Raw genomic sequence first — 19,142 nt, forward strand, 5'->3', positions numbered from 1 at the left:
CTGCTTGCACTTTTCAAAGGCGGAGCCGTCCGCGATGACAGCCTCAGCCATGGCGCGGCATTCCGCCGGGGTGCCCTTATCAGCCAGCACCAGCATATTGGTGGCCAGCTGGAGGCAGACCTCGGTCAGGTCGGCCGGGCCCTTGCCCTTAAGCACGTCCATGCTCTCCATCACTTCCAAGCTGTTGCCGATGTTATGGCCCAGCGGGGTGTCCATATCGGTGATCATGGCGGCCACATGGCGGCCATGGTGGGTGCCAATGGAGACCATCAGCTTGGCCAGCTCAATGCTCTGGTCCACGGTCTTCATGAACGCGCCCGTGCCGGTGGTGACATCCAGCAGGATGGCGTCCGAGCCGGAAGCCAGCTTTTTGGACATGATGCTGGAGGCGATGAGGGGGATGCAGCTGACGGTGGCGGTCACGTCCCGCAGGGCGTACATCTTTTTATCCGCCACGGCGATGCCCTCGCTCTGACCGATGACCGAGAGGCCGATCTTGTTCACCTGCGCAAAGAATTCCTCCTGGGTCAGGGCTGTCCGGGTGCCGGGCACGCTCTCCATCTTATCAATGGTGCCGCCGGTATGGCCCAGACCACGGCCGCTCATCTTAGCGATCTTGACCCCGCAGGCTGCCACGATAGGTGCAATGACCAAGGTGGTCTTATCGCCCACGCCGCCGGTGGAGTGCTTGTCCACCTTGATGCCGGGGATGGGCGAAAGATCGACCATGACGCCGCTGTGGGCCATCACATCGGTCAGCTCTGCCGTTTCTTCATCGGTCATGCCGCGCAGGTAGACGGCCATCATCCAGGCCGCCATCTGGTAATCGGCTACCTCGCCGCTGACAAAGCCGTTGACAATGGCTTCCAGCTCTTCCCGGGTATGGGTGCCGCCATCACGCTTTTTTGCGATCAGATCATAAATACGCATAACGTCACGCTCCTTGTTTTAAAAGTACGACTTTTTTAGTTTATTATAACAAAATTTTCTATAAATTCAACCGTTTTTCTCAGATTCAAGCACAAAAGGCGCAGCCGCCCTTGCAGCAGCTGCGCCCTTGTAAAAATCCGATCAGCGGGAACCCTTGTCGTAGGGGATACCCTCGGCCTTGGGGGCCATGCTGTTCTTGGAGGTAAATGCCAGAATGATCATCGAGGCGATGAACGGCATCATGTTGTAGATGTTGCTGGACCAGTGGAACTGTGCCAGGAACGTGGAGTCCGCAATGTTTGCCAGACTCTTGAACACGGCAAAGAACATGGCCGCGCCGCAGATGTTGAACGGCTTCCACTGGCCGAAGATCATAACGGCCATGGCCAGGAAGCCTGCACCTGCCACACCGACCTCAAAGTTCCAGGTCTGGACCGGAGGCACGATATAGGCCAGGCCGCCGATGGCACCCAGTGCACCGGAGATCATGACACCTGCATAGCGCATCTTGTACACGTTGATGCCCACGGAATCCGCAGCCTGGGGATGCTCGCCGCAGGCACGCAGACGCAGGCCGAAGCGGGTCTTATACAGCACGATATAGCTGATGACGAGCAGGATAATGCCCAGCGGCACAAAGATGCTCAGTTCCAGCTTGCCGATGCTGAACAGGAACGGCTTGTTGGAGTAGTTCAGCTTGGCGCTGCCGCTGTCGCTGAAGTTTTTGGCAATGACGACGGCCACGGCGGTAGCCAGCAGGTTCAGGGCCGTGCCGCCGATGGTCTGGTCCGCTTTCAGGTTGATGGAAGCAAAGGCCAGCAGCAGGCTGTAGATCACGCCTGCCAGCGCGGCCACCACCACGGCGATGACCACGATGAGCCAGGAGGGCAGGCTCGCCGGGAGCATGGTCAGGGTGAGGACACCCGCCACACCGCCGATGACCATGATGCCTTCCAGCGCGATGTTGATGATGCCGGAGTGCTCACTGAACATGCCGCCCAGAGCGACCAGCATCAGCACGATGCCATACAGCAGGGTATATTTGATCAGAAGCAGCATATCACTTGCCCTCCTTTTTGTTTTCTGCAGGGGCAGGCTCTGCGTTCACGTTGGTCTTATCCGCGTTCTTGAACAGCAGGGCGTGGATCTTGCCGCGGAACAGCATGGAGAATGCGCACAGATAGATGATGATGCCGCTGATGAGGTCCGAGATCTCGGTGGGGTAATACTTGGTGGAAAGGAACGAGCCGCCGACCGAGATGTGAGAGATGAACAGGGCAGAGAAAATGGTACCGATGGGGTTGGAACTTGCCAGCAGCGCCACCGAGATACCGTTGAAGCCCATGGCCGGGAGGCTGGTGGAGTTCAGCGGGTTCCACTGGGACACGTTGGAGAGGTAATACAGGCCTGCGCCGAAACCGGCCAGCGCACCTGCGATGGCCATGGAGAGGATGATGTTCTTCTTCTCGTTGATACCGGCATAGCGGGCCGCGCTCTTGTTCAGGCCGACCGCCTTGAGCTCATAGCCAAAGGTGGTCTTGTTCAGGATGACCCAGATCAGGACCGCCACGGCTGCCGCCAGGAAGATGGCAATGGTGGTGCTGTTGGTCTGGAACATCTTGTTCAGGCCAAAGTCCGGGATCAATGCCTTGGACAGCTCCGCGCTCTTGCCCAGGTTCAGGGTACGGGTGTTGCGCACATCGTACATGGGGCCGGTGCCGTTCTGGTAGATGAGTTCATTGACGAGGTAAAGGCCGATCCAGTTGAACATGATGGAGGTGATGACCTCGTTGATGTTGAAGTAGGCCTTGAAGAAGCCCGGAATAGCGCCCCAGATGCCGCCCAGGATGGTAGCCACCAGCAGGCAGACGAACCAGGGCAGCTTGAGCATGATGGCGCAGTACAGGGCACCAAAGGCACCAAGCGTGTACTGGCCGGAAGCGCCGATGTTGAACAGGCCCGTCTTAAAGGCGAAGCGACGGAAAGGCCGGTCATGATCAGAGGCGCCGCGTTGGCCAGCTCCTTGCCGACGCCATAGGGGGCATCATGGAAGCCGCCCTTGATGATGCGGACAAAGCCGTCGCCCCATGCGTGGGCCGGGTTGATGGCCAGCAGCACGAGGAAACCGACTGCCATACCAATGATGATGCACAGCAATGCTGCCATGACGCTCGTGACCGAGCTCTGCAGCCCGCTGTGGGAAAGTTTTTTCTTGTTCATTCCTGTTTACTCCCCTTTCCCCTGCTTGCGGGCACCAGCCATATACAGGCCCAGCTCCTGGACAGTGGTGGTCTTGGGATCAAATTCGCCTACGATCTCACCCTCGTACATGACAAGGATGCGGTCGGAGAGGTTCATCACTTCGTCCAGCTCCAGGCTGACCAGCAACACGGCCTTGCCCTTATCGCGCTCGGCCACGATCTGCCGGTGGATGTATTCAATGGCGCCGACGTCCAGGCCGCGGGTGGGCTGCACCGCCACCAGCAGCTTGGGGTCTTTGTCGATCTCGCGGGCAATGATGGCTTTCTGCTGGTTGCCGCCGGACATGCTGCGCACGATGGTGGAGCTGCCCTGGCCGCTGCGGACGTCGTACTGCGCGATCAGTTTATCGGAGTACTCCCGCACTTTCTCTTTTTGGATGAAGCCGCCTTTCTGGAACTCCGGCTGCCAGTAACGCTGGAGCACCATGTTGTTCTCCAGGCTGTAATCCAGCACCAGGCCATGCTTGTGGCGGTCTTCGGGGATATGGCTCATGCCGTCCTTGGAGCGCTGGCGGATGGATTCACGGGTGATATCCTTGCCGTCCAGCGTAATGGTGCCGCTGGACAGTTTTTCCAGGCCGGTCAGGCCGTAGATGAACTCGGTCTGGCCGTTGCCCTCAATGCCCGCCAGGCAGACGATCTCGCCGCCGTGCACCTGGAACGAAACATTCTTGACGGAGTCTTTCTTGCTCTGGCTGTTGTGCATGGTCACGTTCTTCACGTCCAGCACCGCCTTGCCGGGGTTGGCAGGCTTTTTCTCGACCTGAAGCTGGACATCACGGCCCACCATCATGCGGGAAAGCTCTTCCTTGGTGGTGTCCTTGATCTCCACAGTGCCCATATACTTGCCCTTGCGCAGGACGGTGCAGCGGTCTGCCACCGCCATGATCTCGTTGAGCTTGTGGGTGATGAAGAGGATGGATTTGCCCTCTTTCTTGAACCCGCGCATGATCTCCATGAGCTCGTCGATCTCCTGCGGCGTCAGAACAGCCGTGGGCTCGTCGAAGATCAGGATCTCATTGTCGCGGTAGAGCATTTTCAAGATCTCCACGCGCTGCTGCATTCCAACGGAAATGTCGCTGATGAGGGCGTCCGGGTCCACCCGCAGGCCGTACTTCTCGCTCAGGGCCATGACCTTTTTGCGGGCCTCGGCTTTCTGCAAAAAGCCCATCTTGTTGGGCTCCACGCCCAGGATGATATTGTCCAGCACGCTGAAGCACTCCACCAGCTTGAAGTGCTGGTGCACCATGCCGATGCCAAGCGCATTCGCGTCGTTGGGGTTCCGGATGGCGACCTCCTTGCCATTTTTGAGGATCTTGCCTTGTTCCGGCTGATACAGGCCGAACAGCACGCTCATCAGCGTGCTCTTGCCTGCACCGTTCTCGCCAAGCAGGGCGTGTACCTCACCTTTACGCAGCTGCAGGGTGATATCATCGTTCGCCTTAATGCCAGGGAATTCCTTGGTAATATGGAGCATCTCGATCACAAAGTCCTCTGCCAATCTGCTCACTCTCCTTTCGTGCCATAGCGACACCGATACTATTCTAGTGTCAATTATACCGTATTTCTTCCGTTTTGCACACTTCTTTTTGAATTTTTATCGGAATGTTGCAATATAAGTATCACTTTTGTGCATTATACACAAAAAGAGCAGGGCGCTCTTTGGGAAGCGTCCTGCTCTTAAAATGCAGCCTGTGCCGCGTTTTGCCATTACTGGATGTAGTTGACCGTGGTGAACTCGCTGACGGTGGGCTTGGTAGCGTCGTCGGAGTTGTTATCGACCACGATCTCACCGCTCTTGATCTTCTCCTTGACAGCCTCGTACTCATCGACGGTAAAGGTCTCGAAGTTCCAGCTGTCCTCAGCAGTGGGCAGGCCGATGTAATCGCCGTCCTCCAGGCCAAAGTTGCCGTTGGAAGCAGCGATCTCGCCCCACTCGCCTGCCTCGATATCAGACAGAGCGGTGTTGACAGCCTCGGTCAGGCCCTTCATGGCAGAGGTGATGAACGGGTTGTAAGCAAAGGAGCCGTCAGCCACGCCATTGACACCAATGTAGTTCTGGTCAACGTCAACACCGATGACGTAGCCGTTGTCTTTCAGAGCAGCTTCCACAGCAGAGGTGTAGATGCCGCCGCCGCAGGCAAAGACCACCTGAGTACCATTGGAGTACCAGCCCTCCATACGGGAGGTGATGTTTGCATCGCCGTAGAACTGGCCGCCGTAGAAGTAGTTGATGTCGATGTTGGTGCCCAGCTCCTGAGCAGCAGCGTCAGCGCCCTGCACGAAGCCGTAGCCGTAACGGATAACCGCGGGAACAGCCATGCCGCCCAGGAAGCCCAGCTTGGTCTTGCCGTCCTTGGCGATGGCGTAGCCTGCCAGGTAGCCTGCCTGCTCCTCTTTAAAGGTGATGCAGTAGCAGTTTGCGGGGACGCTGTCGGTGCCGATATCGCCCTGGGTGACGTCGATGGCGATGAACTTGACATCGGGGTACTGGTCAGCAGCCCATGCCAGAGAAGCGCCGTACAGGTAACCAACGCAGACGATGACGTCAGCACCGTCGTTGACAGCCTGGCGGATCATGGTCTCACGGTCCTCATCGGAAGCGTCAGCCTCGGGGATGTAGTACTGGCAATCATCGCCCATGTAGCCGGAGACAGCAGTCCAGCAAGCCTGGTTGAAGCTCTCGTCATCGATCGTGCCGGTATCGCAGGTCAGTGCGACCTTGACGATCTTGTTGTCGCCACCCTCAGCGGTGGAAGCAGCGGAAGAAGCTGCAGCGGAGGAAGCGGTGCTGGTGGAGGTGGAAGAAGAACCACCACAAGCGGTCAGAGCGGTAGCAACAGCGGCCACACCAGCCACTGCCAGGAAGTTACGACGAGAAATCATCATAATGAAAACTCTCCTTTTATTTTGAATTCAATTCTGCGTTTTGTTTGCGAAATGCGCACACTTGCACATTTACTGGCTCAAGTATAGCGGGAAGTGATGACAGATGCAAGCGATTTCTGATTACAAAACCTTTACAATATTTTTGTAGAATTCATGCAACAGTACCACTTTTCTTTTACTTTCGCGGCATTTCAGTCTTCTTTTTCGTCCTCTACGGCCTGATTACCCGCCACATTGGAGGGACCGAACCCAAAGGGCAGCAGCTCGTCCATGCTGCGCTCCATGAAATCATCCGGCGTTTTGGCCATGATGACGTTCAGCTCCGGGCCGCCAAACTCAAACAGTGCCTGACGGCAGACGCCGCAGGGCGAGGTGATCTGCTGATTGATCTCGCCCCGGCGGGAGCCTACCACGGCGATGTCCGTAAATTTGGTCACGCCCTCGCTCACGGCTTTGAACAGCGCGGTGCGCTCGGCGCAGCTGGTGGGGGTAAAGGCGGCATTCTCCACATTGCAGCCGGTAAAGACACGGCCATCCTCGGCCCGCAACGCGGCACCCACCATAAAGTCGCTGTAAGGCACGTAAGCCCTCTCCCTGGCCGCAAGGGCCATCCGGATGAGCTCCTGCTTTTCTTCGAGAGTCAGTTTCGTCATGGTATTTTCCTCCCGTTAAAAACAGCGCGGCAGTCCCCCGCCGCGCCAACTTTCTTTTTAGTACTCCGCGCCCAGAGCCACTTTCATCATATCGGTAAAACTCTTCTGGCGCTGCTCGGCGGTGGTGATCTCCGGCGAGACGAAGCTGTCCGAGATGGTCAGCAGGCAGGCAGCGTTTTTGCCCAGCACCTGCGCGTTGGCAAACAGGGCAAAGCTTTCCATCTCCACGCAGAGGCAGCCGCGCTCATCCCGCAGCTTTTCCCAGTAGGTGGGCTTTGCGTCGGAGGGCTGGCGGTAGAACACATCCGAGGAGTGGATGTTGCCCTCGATGAGGGGGATGCCCTGCTTGGCAGCCGAAGCGCGGAGCTTGTCGTTCAGGCTCTGGCTGGGCTGGGTGATGTCGCCCTCAAAGCCGCTCTGGACCCGGGCGTAGTTGGACTCGCTCACGGCACCGGTGGCCAGCACGGTATCAAACAGCTTGGCTTTCTCGGTATAGCTGCCTGCGGAGCCGATGCGGATGATGTTGTCCACATCGTAGAACTTGAACAGCTCATAGGAATAGATGCCGATGGAGGGCATTCCCATGCCGCTGCCCATCACGCTGATGGGGCGGCCCTCATAGGTGCCCGTAAAGCCCAGCATCCCACGGACCCCGGTCACCTGCCGGACATCTTTCAGGAACGTGTCTGCAATGAACTTGGCGCGCAGGGGATCGCCGGGCATCAGGACGGTTTTGCAAAATCGCCTTTCTCGGCGCTGATGTGCGGGGTAGACATAGTGCATTCTCCTTTTTATGATGTTATTTTTTCCCCGGGAAGATACTCTGGGGAGGAATATACGAACCATTGAGCCGGATTTCAAAGTGGCAGTGGTTGCCACTGGAGCGGCCCGTGCTGCCCACATAGCCGATGAGCTGGCCCTGCTTGACGCTCTGGCCCGCGTGGACGGTCAGGGACAGGCAGTGTGCATACACCGAGGTGTACCCGCTGCCGTGGCTGATGATGACCGAGTAGCCGTAGCCCCTGCCCGCGCCGGCGCGCTCATAACCCGCCTTGGTGACCGTGCCGGAAGCCGTGGCATAGATGGGCGTGCCTGCTGCCGCGCAGATATCCACGCCCTTGTGGCCGCTGCTGTACCAGCGGGAACAGTATTTATAGTTGGGGACAGGCCAGAGGAACCTGCCGCTGCCCGTAATGTACTTGGCACCGCCGGTGGAAGCTTTCTTGGTGCCCACCACCACTTTCTTGTTCACCGGCTCCTTGATGGTCTCGGTGGAAAGGATCGTCTGTTCCAGCAGGGCGCCGTTGGTGTCGTAGACATTCCGCATCGTCACGTTCCGCAGGCCGTTCTCACCCTCCTGGGTCGTCCGGGTCACGCCCTTGTTCAGGTCTCTGGACTCGGTGGTCTCGGTGCTGTAGGGGATCTCCTCCTGCCGGGTCTCGACCTTGGTGATCCGGACTTCGAGAGTCGCCTCCTCTTTGGTGACGATGAGCTCGTCTCCCTCCTGGATATTGGAGGTCTCCGTCAGGGGCGCGCCCTTGAAATTCGTGTTCAGGGCGCAGAGCTCTTTAAAGGTCAGGTCGTTCTTCTGGGCAATGGCCCACAGGGTATCGCCTGCCTGGACTTTGTAGATTTTCTCCGCCTGCTGGACACCGGACAGCTTGTTCACGACGTCCTGAAAATCCATGAAGCTCTCGTTAAAGTAGATGCCCTCTTCCAGATCGACGGACTTGTTGAACCCGACGGTCACGTTGGAGTTTTCCTGATCCTCGTAGGGCTCCAGCAGGCTGCTGATGTAGCCGCGCAGGCTGCTGCCGTCGGCGCAGACGGCGGTCAGCTCGCCGTCCAGATACAGGGCCGTGCCTGTGCTGATCTCATCGCTGGCGCTGCTGAGGATGGCGTTGGCCATCTCGTTTTCATCCATCACCGTGTGCCCCACCGAGATGGTGTAGGTCGGCTCAATGGTCCACTCTTTTTTCTCCGTACCGGAGTAATTGATCCGCTGCTGTACGTCCTCGCGGGCCAGGTTAAAGACCGTCTCGTTGGCCACATAGCCCACGGTCTGGCCGTTGACCTGCACCGCCAGCGCATAGGGCTGATACACCATGTGGTTGAACACGGCCACCCAGACAGCCAGCGCGCAGAGCGGCAGGATGTACATGGCCATGCGGGGCAGCAGCTTCACATTGCGCCGGATGCCGTTTGTGAAGAAATGTACACTGGCCTGCAGGGCCGCGCCAAGGCCTTTTTCCTGATGAATCCGGTGGGCATGAACCAGCAGCGCCCCGCAGCCCCGCACAAAGAGGACGATGGGGCCAAACAGGTCCTTGAGCACCTGTGCTGCACCGGGGAACGCCGTGACCATCAGGTCATGGGCCAGCGCTGCAAACCAGGCCGCCACCCACAGGGCTGCCGCGCGGACCCGCCGCCCGGCGCGGACGATGGCATATTCCGTCGAAAAGCCCAGAGCGTACAGGCCCTCGCCCACGGTCTGCACCATGGGGGTGGCCCGCATTTTCTGGGAAACATTGTTCATATGGTGCTGCGTTTTTCGGCGGAACCGATGTCTCCGCAGCAGATGCACACACTGCAGCCGCGCCCAGAGCGAGCGCAGCTTCTCCCCGCGCCGGGCCGTCGGTTTGGGGGCCGACGGCATCTCCTGCTGCGGTTCTGTTGTTTTTTCGTCCAGCAAAAAAGGATGCTCCTTCCGGATTCCAGTTTCTTTCCAGTCAGTAAAACCGCGCCGCAAAGTTTCAAAACGGCACAGTACATCAGTTTATCTTTCTTTTATTATACACTCCGCCCGCACCGAAACAAGCATTATCACAGAATTTGGCGGGAGCTTTCACGGACTTTTCACGAAATATACAAATTCTCGCGTCTCAATCCGTCAAAAGGGCCTGTAGATCCGCCGGGAGCGGGCTTTCCACCGTGATCCGCTGTCGGGGTGCTTCCCAGTCGATCACGATCCCGTCCGGCATCGGTGTATAGGCCGGGATCGTGTATGTCTGTTTTGCACAGTGGAGCGCCTGCCGCCCGACGCGCTCCCGGTGGCCGCCGTAGAGGTCATCCCCGGCCAGCGGGTGGCCCAGAGAGGCAAAGTGGACCCGGATCTGGTGGGTCCGCCCCGTTACCGGGACACAGGCCGCCAGGCTGAGGCCATTCTTTGCTTTTAATATGGTATACTCCGTGCGGCTGGGCTTTCCCTCGGGGGTCACGCACCGCCCGATGATACTGTCGCCCTGCCGCCCGATGGGGGCGTCGATAACGCCGGGGCCGAGAGGCAGTTCCCCCTCCACAATGGCATAGTAGAGCTTTTCCACGCCCTGGGCCAGCAGCGGGGCGGCGTAGCTGTTCCGCGCCGCCAGCACCAGGCCGCTGGTGTCCTTATCAATGCGGTTGACGGGCCGGAAGACCGTGCTCCTCCCCTGTGCCGCCGCCCAGGCCGCATAGCCGTTGGCCAGCGTGTCCAGCGGGTAGTTCAGGGTGGGATGCACGGCCAGGCGGGGCGGCTTTTCCAGCAGGAGGGCAAAAGCGTCCTCGTGGACGACCTGTACCGGGATCTCCGGCTGCGGGGCCACACCCTCACCATCGGCAGGCAGTTCAAACGAGAGCATCTGCCCGGCGGCGAGGCGGCGGTTTGCCAGGATGGGCTGGCCATCGGCAAAAAAGCCGCTACCGTGGAATTTCACGGCCCGGGCCAGCTCGGTGGAAACGGCACAGCGGCGCAGAAAATTGCGCAGCAGCACGCCATCCGCCTGCGGCGGCACCGGGAAATACAGCTTCATCCTGCCCGCCCCTTTCCAAGCTCAAAGATAAGGATAGTATACCAAAATTCCGCATCGCTTGCAAATCTTGTTTTTTTATGGTACTATAGGGAGCGGAAAACGAGTGGAACATACGGCGGCGGGGCGGCTTTGACCGCTCTGAGGAAAGTCCGGGCCTCACAGAGCACGGTAACTGCTAACGGCAGCCGAGGGTGACCTTAGGGAAAGTGCAACAGAAAACAAACCGCCGCAGCAATGCGGTAAGGATGAAACGGCGAGGTAAGAGCTCACCAGCGCATGGGTGACCATGCGGCTTTGTAAACCCTACCGGAAGCAACGCCTATATGGGACGGATAGCGCTGCTCGCGTGTCCCGAAGGCGGCACGAACCTGTCAGCAATGGCAGGTCTAGACAGATCGTCGTTTAATACAGAACCCGGCTTACGGTCTATCTCGTTTTCCACTTTTATGGCTTTGGGGGCTGCCGCGGCAACGCGGCGGCTCTTTTTGTTTTTGCAAGTTTTTCCGCCTGTTTCCCAACTGTTACTTTTCGTTTGGGGCAGATTGTGGTATACTATGAGCACGAACCCGGGGCCCTGCTCCTTGGTTTTTGATCAAAACAGACAGGATGTGAAATCCTCCGATGAAAGATGGTTTTTTGAAAGCCGCAGCCCTTTCCCCCGCCCTGCGGGTGGCGGACTGCGTGTATAACACCCAACAGATCATCGCCCAGCTGCGCGAGGCCGCGGGCCGGGGCGTCAAACTGGCGGTCTTCCCTGAGTTCTGCCTCACGGGCTACACCTGCGGCGACCTGTTTTTGCAGCGCACCCTCCAGCAGGGAGCGCTGACCGGGCTGCAGAGCGTTCTGGACGCCAGCAAAGAGCTGGACGTGGTGGCTCTGGTGGGTCTGCCGCTGCTGGTACGGGGCAAACTGTACAACTGCGCCGCTGTCCTCTGCAAGGGCCAGCTGCTGGGCCTGGTGCCCAAGACCTACCTGCCCAACTACGGCGAATTTTACGAAAAGCGCCAGTTCACCCCGGGCAGCACCGAAGTGGAAATGATTGCCGTCTGCGGCCAGCAGGTGCCCTTTGGCACCTCCCTGCTCTTCCGCTGCCGCGAAATGCCCAGCTTTGTGCTGGGCGTGGAGATCTGTGAGGATCTGTGGAGCGCTCTGCCGCCCTCCACGTTCCACGCGCTGGCCGGGGCCACCGTCATCGCCAACCTTTCGGCCAGCGATGAGACGGTGGGCAAAGCCGAGTACCGCCGGGCACTGGTGTCCAACCAGTCCGCCCGCCTGCTCTGCGGCTACCTCTACGCCTCTGCCGGCCACGGTGAGAGCACCCAGGACATGGTGTTTGCCGGCCATGACCTCATTGCCGAGAACGGCACTCTCCTCTCTGAAGCGAAGCCTTTTGCGGGCGGTTACGCCGAGACCGAGCTGGACTGCCAGCGGATGGAGAGTGAGCGGGCCCGCAACACCAGCTTTGAGCCCGCGGCAGACGGCTACACCACGGTGGAGTTCAGCCTGCCCCTCACTGAGACGGTGCTGACCCGCTGGGTGGACCCCACCCCGTTCGTGCCCCACAACCAGCAGCTGCGGGCCGAGCGTTGTGAGCTGATTTTGAAAATGCAGGCTGACGGCCTTGCCAAGCGGCTGGATCATGCCCACGCCAAGACCGCCGTCATCGGCATTTCGGGCGGGTTGGACAGCTGCCTGGCCCTGCTGGTGGCCGTGCGTGCCATGAAGCAGCTGGGCCGCCCCACCACCGACGTGCGGGCCGTGACCATGCCCTGCTTCGGCACCACTCACCGCACCCGCAGCAATGCCGAGATTCTGTGCGACGAGCTGAACGTCTCGTTCCAGGAGATTGACATTGCCAATACCGTCCACAGCCATTTTGCCGACATCGGGCAGGACGAGAACGTACTGGACGTGACCTTTGAAAACGGTCAGGCCCGCGTCCGCACTCTGGAGCTGATGGACCTTGCCAACCGTACCGGCGGCCTCGTGGTGGGCACCGGCGACCTCTCCGAGCTGGCCCTGGGCTGGGCCACCTACAACGGTGACCACATGAGCATGTACGGCGTCAACGCGGGCGTGCCCAAAACGCTGGTGCGCCATCTGGTGCAGTACGAGGCTGACATTGCCGCCTCCGAAGCGCTCAAGACCGTGCTGCTGGACATTCTGGACACGCCGGTCTCCCCGGAGCTGCTCCCCGCCAAGGACAACGGCGAGATCGCGCAGAAGACGGAAGATCTGGTTGGCCCCTATGAGCTCCATGATTTCTACCTCTACCATGTGCTCCGCTTCGGCTTTGGCCCGGCCAAGATTTTCCGGCTGGCAAAGGCCGCCTTTGCAGGCCGTGCCGAGTACCCGGACAGCGTGCTGTACAAGTGGCTGCGCAACTTCTACTGGCGGTTCTTTGCCCAGCAGTTCAAGCGCAGCTGCCTGCCGGACGGCCCCAAGGTGGGCAGTGTGACCCTCTCGCCTCGCGGCGACTGGCGGATGCCCAGCGACGCGGCAGCTGCTCTCTGGCTGGCCGAACTGGAGCAGATTCCGCTCAACGACAACATTGGATAACAGTTCATGAAACACAAACAGCTTCTCATCAATCTGATCTTTGCCGTCGTGGTTCTTGGAATCGCAGGCGGGTGGTTTGCCTGGCGGGCCGCCCACCGCACGGGTGCAGCGACCTTAGCCGCTGCCCTGACCTACGGCGACGCCAACACGGTGCTGGATATCCCGCTGACCAAGGATGCCACCTACGATGTGGACACCGGCTACCTGACCGTGCACATTCAGGTGCAGGACGGAGCCGCCCGCTTTGTGGACTCCCCCTGCCCGGACCACATCTGTGAGCATTACGGCTGGCTGCGGGAAGAAGACCAGACCGCGACCTGTCTGCCGGCCCGCGCCGTGCTGACCATTGTTCCCGTGTCCTGACCCATGGCCAGGCACACTGTCAAAGGAGAGTATTCTCATGTTCGATGAAAATGACCGTTCCTCCCACCCGGACGATACTTCCCGGCACATCCGCCGGGGCGCGCGGCACGAGGACGACAAGACCATTGAGGTGGACAGCTCGGCGTTCTTTGCGCCGGAGGTGCCCCAGCCCCAGTCTCCGCCGCCCAAACCGCCCCGGAACAATCCCCCCTCCCACAAGGCACCGGAGCCTCCCCGGGAGCACAAGATGACCATTCCGGGCGAATCGACCCCGAAACGAGGCGTTATTTTGCTGGTATTACAGGCAATTTTAAGTGTCGGCGCTCTGGTGCAGCTGTGGCGCACCCAGATGCTGCCCGCGCTGTATCTCATCCTCATCACGGCACTGCTGGTGCTGCTCTGGCTGCTGGTCAAGCGCTGCCAGGAGTACAAGACCCCGGGCGCTGTGTCCCGGGTGTTCTCCCTCTTCCTCTGCGCCGGGCTGGCCGTGGGCTGTGTCTGGGCACAGCAGGGCCTTGCCGCACTGGATAATGTCACCTCCGGCCTCATCACCGGCGCGGAAGCCAATAAGATCACCAAAGAGCCGTTCGTGGTCTACCTCAGCGGCGTGGACAACCGCGGTGAGCTGACCGAAAACGCCCGCAGCGACGTGAACATTCTGGCGGTGGTCAACCCGGAGACCAAGCAGGCGGCTCTCATCAACACCCCGCGTGACTACTATGTAGACCTGGCGGGCACCGACAGCAAGGATAAGCTGACCCATGCCGGCCTGTACGGCGTGGAGACCAGCATGGCGACGCTGGGCAACCTCTACGGTGTGAATGTGGAACACTACATCCGCATCAACTTTGCAGGCTTCATCCGCATCATCGACGCGATCGGCGGCGTGGATGTCTACTCCGACCAGGCGTTCACCTCGGTGGGCAGCCCCGGCTACTATGACCCCACCACCTTTGCCGAGGGCTGGAACCATCTGGACGGCAAATCCGCCCTGGCCTTTGCCCGGGAGCGCCACGCCTTTAAGAACGGCGATATCCAGCGCGGCATCAACCAGATGAAAGTCATTGACGCCATGGTGGAAAAACTCAAGTCCCCGGCCCTGCTCATGAGCTTTTCCAAGCTGATGGATGCAATGGCGGACTGCTTTGTGACCAGCCTGTCCCAGGAGCAGATCTCGGCCCTGGTCCGGATGCAGCTGAGCGACCTGTCCAGCTGGGATATCCAGAGCTACAGCGTGACCGGTACCAGTGCCAAGAGCACCAAGTGCTACTCCGCCAAGGGCCAGAGCCTCTATGTCATGAAACCGGATGAAAACTCCGTCAACGAGGCAAAAGCCCTCATCGCGGCTGTGCTGGGCGGGGAAGACAAGCTGACCAGCACCAGCCAGACCCCGGAGAAGACCGACGTCTACACCCCGACGGCAGACCCCAACGCGGCTGTCTCCGTGCCGGAGGAGGCCCCGGACAGCGTGATCGTCGAAGAACCCGCCGAGAGTGTCCCGGAAGAGACTCCCGCCGATGGGGAAACCACCCCGGAGACCCCGGCGGATAGTGAGCAGAGCGCTTCCACGGAAGCACCGGCAGAATCCGAAGCCCAGCCTGCGCAGGGCGGCGAGACGGGCGGCGAAAGCCCCGCCATCTCCATGCCCAGTCAGGAACAGCTGGAGCAGGCGGCCTCCTCCCTGCATCAGGCCGCTTCCACGGTGCTGGATGCTCTGTTTGGCTCCTCCAGCTCTTCGGAAAGCACCGACACCAACGCAGCCAGCGACGCTGCATAAACCCGGATATCACAAGACCCCCGTTCCATTGGAACGGGGGTCTTGCTTTTCTCGAATCAGCTTACTTCAAAATCTCCGGCAGCACGCTCTGGCCGTCCAGGCTGGAAGCGTCCACACCGAGGTAATCGCAGATGGTGTGGGCGATGGTGCCAAAGCAGAGCTTGGTGCCCAGATCCACGCCGGGCTTGACGCCCTTGCCGCAGATGAGGTAGGGCACATACTCACGGGTGTGGTCGGTGGTCTTGGTGTAAGAGGGGTCGCAGCCGTGATCGGCGGTGACCATCAGCAGGTCGTCCTCCCGCATCCCGGGGATGAAGTCGGCCAGGAAGTGGTCAAACTCGGTGGCGGCGGCAGCGTAACCCGCCACGTCGCGGCGGTGGCCGTAGAGCATATCAAAGTCCACCAGGTTGACGAACGCCAGGCCCTCGAAATCACGGGTCTGCAGGGCCTTGGTAAAGGCAATGCCATTGGTGTTGCCCGTGGTCTTGATTTTTTCAGTGACGCCCTCTCCATCAAAGATATCAAAGATCTTGCCCACCGCGATGACGTCCTTGCCGGCGTCTTTCAGCAGGTCGAGCATGGTCTTGCGGGGCGGCTTGAGGCTCAGGTCGTGGCGGTTGGTGGTGCGGTAGAACGTATCGGCCGTGTGGCCCAGGAACGGCCGGGCGATGACACGGCCCACGCCGTATTCCCCTTTCAGCATCTCACGGGCGATCTCGCAGTAACGGTAGAGCTCGTGCACCGGCACCAGCTCCTCGTTGGCGGCCACCTGGAACACACTGTCGGCACTGGTGTACACGATGAGGGCATTCTCTTTCATGGCCTGTTCGCCGTAATCTTTTAGCACCTGGGTGCCGGAATAGGGCTTGTTGCAGAGCACTTTGTGGCCGGTCTTCTCCTCAAACTCCTGGATGAGGGCATCGGGGAAGCCTCCGGGAACGTGGGCAGCGGCTTGGGGCTGACCACACCGGCGATCTCCCAGTGGCCGATGGTGGTGTCCTTGCCCATGCTCTGCTCCTGCAGGCGGGCAAAGGCACCCTCGGGGGCGGGGCTCTTCTCCCCTGCCGTCACGCCGTCAATGTTGAACAGGCCCAGCTTTTGCAGGTTGGGGCAGTGGAAGTTGGGGTGCTTGGCAATCGCGCCCAGGGTGTTGGTGCCCGCGTCGCCAAAGGCGGGGGCGTCCGGCTCCGCGCCAATGCCAAAGCTGTCGAGAACGATCAGAAAAACACGCTTTTCCATTTGCAGTGGTTCCTCCGTTTTTTCAAAATTCGGGTCCCTGCTCCCGGGGCACCATGCACCCCAAAAAGTGAGACTTTTTCTTAGTTCTATTATAGGCGCAGTTGGCTGTTTGTGCAAGCCTTTTGTTGCAGTATCGTGCACTCGGACATGGATTCAGCGAATTTAAGGGGCCAAACCCGACCACTCAACCGATTTTGGCGGTTGGTATAAAATCTTAAGGGTTTCTTAGCAAATATTTTTCTTGCTCTATTGTATCCAAGTGTTTATAATATAAGGTGGTGGGGTTTTGAACAAACAAACCATCAAGCGTTTTCCCTGGCAGCTTGGCTCTGCCAGAAGCAGCGGGAGGATGTAGTTTCCGCTGTGTGATAGAGTGAAATTTGAAGAGACGTAGTTGGAGGTACTTTATATGAGAAAAACAAAGATCATCTGCACCCTGGGCCCGTCCACCGATAAGGACGGCGTGCTGCGCGAGCTGGTCGCCAACGGCATGAACGTGGCCCGTTTCAACTTTTCCCACGGCTCCCATGAGGAGCACAAGGGCCGCCTGGACAACCTGAAAGCCATCCGTGCCGAGCTGGGCAAGCCCGTGGCTGCTCTGCTGGACACCAAGGGCCCCGAGATCCGCCTGAAAGAGTTCAAGAACGGCGTGGAGATGCTGGAAGCAGGCCAGACCTTTACCCTGACCACCCGTGAGGTGGAGGGCACCAAGGAGATCTGCTCCATCACCTACAAGGACCTGCCCCAGGATGTGCACGAGGGCGGCACCATCATGCTGGACGACGGCCTCATTAAGCTGCGCATCACCAACGTGACCGACACCGACATCACCTGCGAGGTGCTGAACAGCGGCAAGATCAAAAACAAAAAGGGCGTCAACGTGCCCGGCGTCCACCTCTCCATGCCGTACCTGAGCCAGCGCGACCGCGACGACATCATCTTCGGCGTGCAGCAGGGCTTTGATTTCATCGCGGCTTCTTTCGTGCGCACCGCACAGGACGTGTACGACATCCGCAACCTGCTGAACGAGTACGACTCCAACATCCGCATCATTGCCAAGATCGAGAACCGCGAGGGCGTGAACAACATCGACAGCATCCTGGCCGCCGCCGACGCCGTCATGGTCGCCCGTGGCGACCTGGGCGTTGAGATCGACTTCACCGAGCTGCCCGGCATCCAGAAGAGCGTCATCGACCGCTCGTTCTCCTTTGGCAAGCCCATTGTCACGGCTACCCAGATGCTGGACAGCATGATGGTCAACCCCCGGCCCACCCGTGCCGAGATCTCTGACGTGGCAAACGCCATCTACGACGGCACCTCTGCCATCATGCTTTCCGGTGAGACCGCTGCAGGCGCTTACCCCGTGGAGGCCCTCAAGACCATGTCCGCCATTGCCGAGCGCACCGAGAACGAGGTGCACTACCGCGACAACCGTCTGGTGGATGCCAGCAACGGCCAGATCAGCGTCAGCGACGCAACCGCGCACGCTGCCTGCCTGACCGCCAAGGACGTCAACGCTTCCGCCATCGTCACGGTGTCCGAGTCCGGCAACACCGCCCGCCTGCTGAGCAAGTACCGCCCCGCACAGCCCATCATTGCCTGCGTCATGAACGAGCAGGTGCAGCGTCAGCTGGCCATCTCCTGGGGCATCACCCCGCTGATGATGCCTCTGGCCCACAGCACCGATGAGCTGATCGAGATGTCCACCAACCTGGCCAAGGAGAACGGCTACCTGCACGACGGCGAGCTGGCTGTTGTCACCGCCGGCGTCCCCGTGGGCGTGTCCGGCACCACCAACATGATCAAGATCCACATGATCGGCAACTGCCTGGCTACCGGCGTGGGCATCGGCCCTGAGGGCTCTGCCCTGGCCAACGCCACCGGCAAGGCCTGCGTCTGCCACAACCTGGACGAGCTGCGGGCAAAGTTCAAGCCCGGCATGGTGCTGGTCGTGCCCTCCACCTCCAACGAGATGCTGAGCTACGTCCGTGACGCCGCCGCCATCGTGGTCGAGGAGCCAGGCCTGAATAGCCATGCTGCCATTGCCGGCAAGGCTCTGCTCAAACCTACCATCGTGGGTGCCGCCGGGGCCACTTCCCACATCCGCGATGGCCTGATGGTGGCCGTGGACTGCGCGCGCGGCAGCGTGCAGCGCCTGCAGGCCTGATTTTATCGGAAAGATTGGGAGGAAGTAGCAATGGAACGGATCGCAAGCTTTTGCGTGGACCACACCAAACTGGACCGCGGCATGTACCTGAGCCGCCAGGACGGCGATGTGCTGACCTGGGACATCCGGATGAAAAAGCCCAATCAGGGCGATTACCTGACCACGGGTGCCGCCCACACGCTGGAGCACCTGTTTGCCACCTATGCGCGGAACAGCGCCTACAAGGACGGCGTCATCTACGTCGGCCCCATGGGCTGCCGGACGGGCTTCTATCTGGTCACCCGCGGCCTGACCCCTGACGAGGCGCTGGCCCTGACCGTGGACTCGTTCCGCTTCATGGCCGCTTTTGAGGGTGCCGTCCCCGGCGCCAGCGAAGTGGAGTGCGGCAACTACCGCGACATGGACCTGCCCAAGGCCAAGGCGGAAGCAGCCGCCATGCTGCCCGTGTTGGAAGCTCTGACCGCTGACCAGCTGCACTACTGATTTCCCCCGGAACCTAACATAAGATGCGGAAAA

The 19,142-nt window shown here is 59.9% G+C and carries 13 protein-coding genes, 1 other RNA gene and 2 pseudogenes; 6 read left to right on the forward strand and 10 right to left on the reverse strand.

Going from position 1 to position 19,142, the window contains the following annotated elements; all coding sequences use genetic code 11:
* From DXA70_RS09935 to DXA70_RS09975, 9 genes and pseudogenes are all read right to left on the reverse strand, one after another.
* Positions 1-930 (reverse strand): thymidine phosphorylase (locus DXA70_RS09935; RefSeq protein ID WP_128118378.1); only part of this gene is annotated, 930 nt, incomplete at its 3' end.
* 141 nt (positions 931-1,071) lie between these two features.
* Complete coding sequence (locus tag DXA70_RS09940; protein ID WP_128118379.1) at positions 1,072-1,989, reverse strand: ABC transporter permease; 918 nt, start codon at positions 1,987-1,989, stop codon at positions 1,072-1,074.
* A 1-nt stretch (position 1,990) separates the two neighbouring features.
* On the reverse strand, positions 1,991-2,887 hold the full coding sequence (locus DXA70_RS09945; protein ID WP_347553543.1) for an ABC transporter permease: 897 nt from the start codon (positions 2,885-2,887) through the stop codon (positions 1,991-1,993).
* A gap of 269 nt (positions 2,888-3,156) precedes the next feature.
* Complete coding sequence (locus DXA70_RS09950) at positions 3,157-4,668, reverse strand: ABC transporter ATP-binding protein (RefSeq protein WP_112148321.1); 1,512 nt, start codon at positions 4,666-4,668, stop codon at positions 3,157-3,159.
* A 233-nt stretch (positions 4,669-4,901) separates the two neighbouring features.
* Positions 4,902-6,080, reverse strand: a complete 1,179-nt coding sequence (locus tag DXA70_RS09955; protein ID WP_128118380.1) for a BMP family ABC transporter substrate-binding protein — start codon at positions 6,078-6,080, stop codon at positions 4,902-4,904.
* Positions 6,081-6,271: 191 nt separating this feature from the next.
* Positions 6,272-6,733 carry a cytidine deaminase gene (locus DXA70_RS09960; protein ID WP_128118381.1) on the reverse strand — a complete coding sequence of 154 codons (462 nt, stop codon included), beginning with the start codon at positions 6,731-6,733 and terminating at the stop codon, positions 6,272-6,274.
* 57 nt (positions 6,734-6,790) lie between these two features.
* Positions 6,791-7,509: pseudogene (gene deoD / locus DXA70_RS09965) on the reverse strand (purine-nucleoside phosphorylase).
* Between the two features lie 23 nt (positions 7,510-7,532).
* On the reverse strand, positions 7,533-9,425 hold the full coding sequence (locus tag DXA70_RS09970) for a M23 family metallopeptidase (RefSeq protein WP_243001292.1): 1,893 nt from the start codon (positions 9,423-9,425) through the stop codon (positions 7,533-7,535).
* 190 nt (positions 9,426-9,615) lie between these two features.
* A complete protein-coding gene (locus tag DXA70_RS09975) occupies positions 9,616-10,521 on the reverse strand; it encodes an RluA family pseudouridine synthase (RefSeq protein WP_022256496.1) in 906 nt (301 codons plus the stop codon).
* Positions 10,522-10,621: 100 nt separating this feature from the next.
* Here DXA70_RS09975 and rnpB point away from each other — a divergent pair.
* The 4 genes from rnpB to DXA70_RS09995 all read left to right on the forward strand — a co-directional run bounded on the left by rnpB (position 10,622) and on the right by DXA70_RS09995 (position 15,220).
* Positions 10,622-10,959: RNase P RNA component class A (gene rnpB / locus DXA70_RS09980), an RNA gene on the forward strand.
* A gap of 183 nt (positions 10,960-11,142) precedes the next feature.
* On the forward strand, positions 11,143-13,080 hold the full coding sequence (locus tag DXA70_RS09985) for an NAD(+) synthase (protein ID WP_128118382.1): 1,938 nt from the start codon (positions 11,143-11,145) through the stop codon (positions 13,078-13,080).
* A 6-nt stretch (positions 13,081-13,086) separates the two neighbouring features.
* Positions 13,087-13,443, forward strand: coding sequence for a NusG domain II-containing protein (locus DXA70_RS09990; protein ID WP_128118383.1), 357 nt, complete (start codon positions 13,087-13,089; stop codon positions 13,441-13,443).
* A gap of 37 nt (positions 13,444-13,480) precedes the next feature.
* Positions 13,481-15,220 (forward strand): LCP family protein, encoded by a 1,740-nt coding sequence (locus DXA70_RS09995; RefSeq protein WP_128118384.1) that lies wholly within the window; start codon positions 13,481-13,483, stop codon positions 15,218-15,220.
* A gap of 61 nt (positions 15,221-15,281) precedes the next feature.
* Here the strand turns inward: DXA70_RS09995 and DXA70_RS10000 are convergent.
* Positions 15,282-16,459, reverse strand: a pseudogene (locus tag DXA70_RS10000) (phosphopentomutase).
* 409 nt (positions 16,460-16,868) lie between these two features.
* Between DXA70_RS10000 and pyk the strand changes: the two are divergent.
* Positions 16,869-18,626, forward strand: coding sequence for a pyruvate kinase (gene pyk, locus DXA70_RS10005; protein ID WP_128118385.1), 1,758 nt, complete (start codon positions 16,869-16,871; stop codon positions 18,624-18,626).
* A gap of 30 nt (positions 18,627-18,656) precedes the next feature.
* Positions 18,657-19,109, forward strand: a complete 453-nt coding sequence (locus tag DXA70_RS10010; protein ID WP_128118386.1) for an S-ribosylhomocysteine lyase — start codon at positions 18,657-18,659, stop codon at positions 19,107-19,109.
* Positions 19,110-19,142: the final 33 nt, after the last annotated feature.

Source organism: Faecalibacterium sp. OF04-11AC, assembly GCF_003460645.1.
GTDB classification, from domain to species: Bacteria; Bacillota; Clostridia; order Oscillospirales; family Ruminococcaceae; genus Faecalibacterium; species Faecalibacterium prausnitzii_I.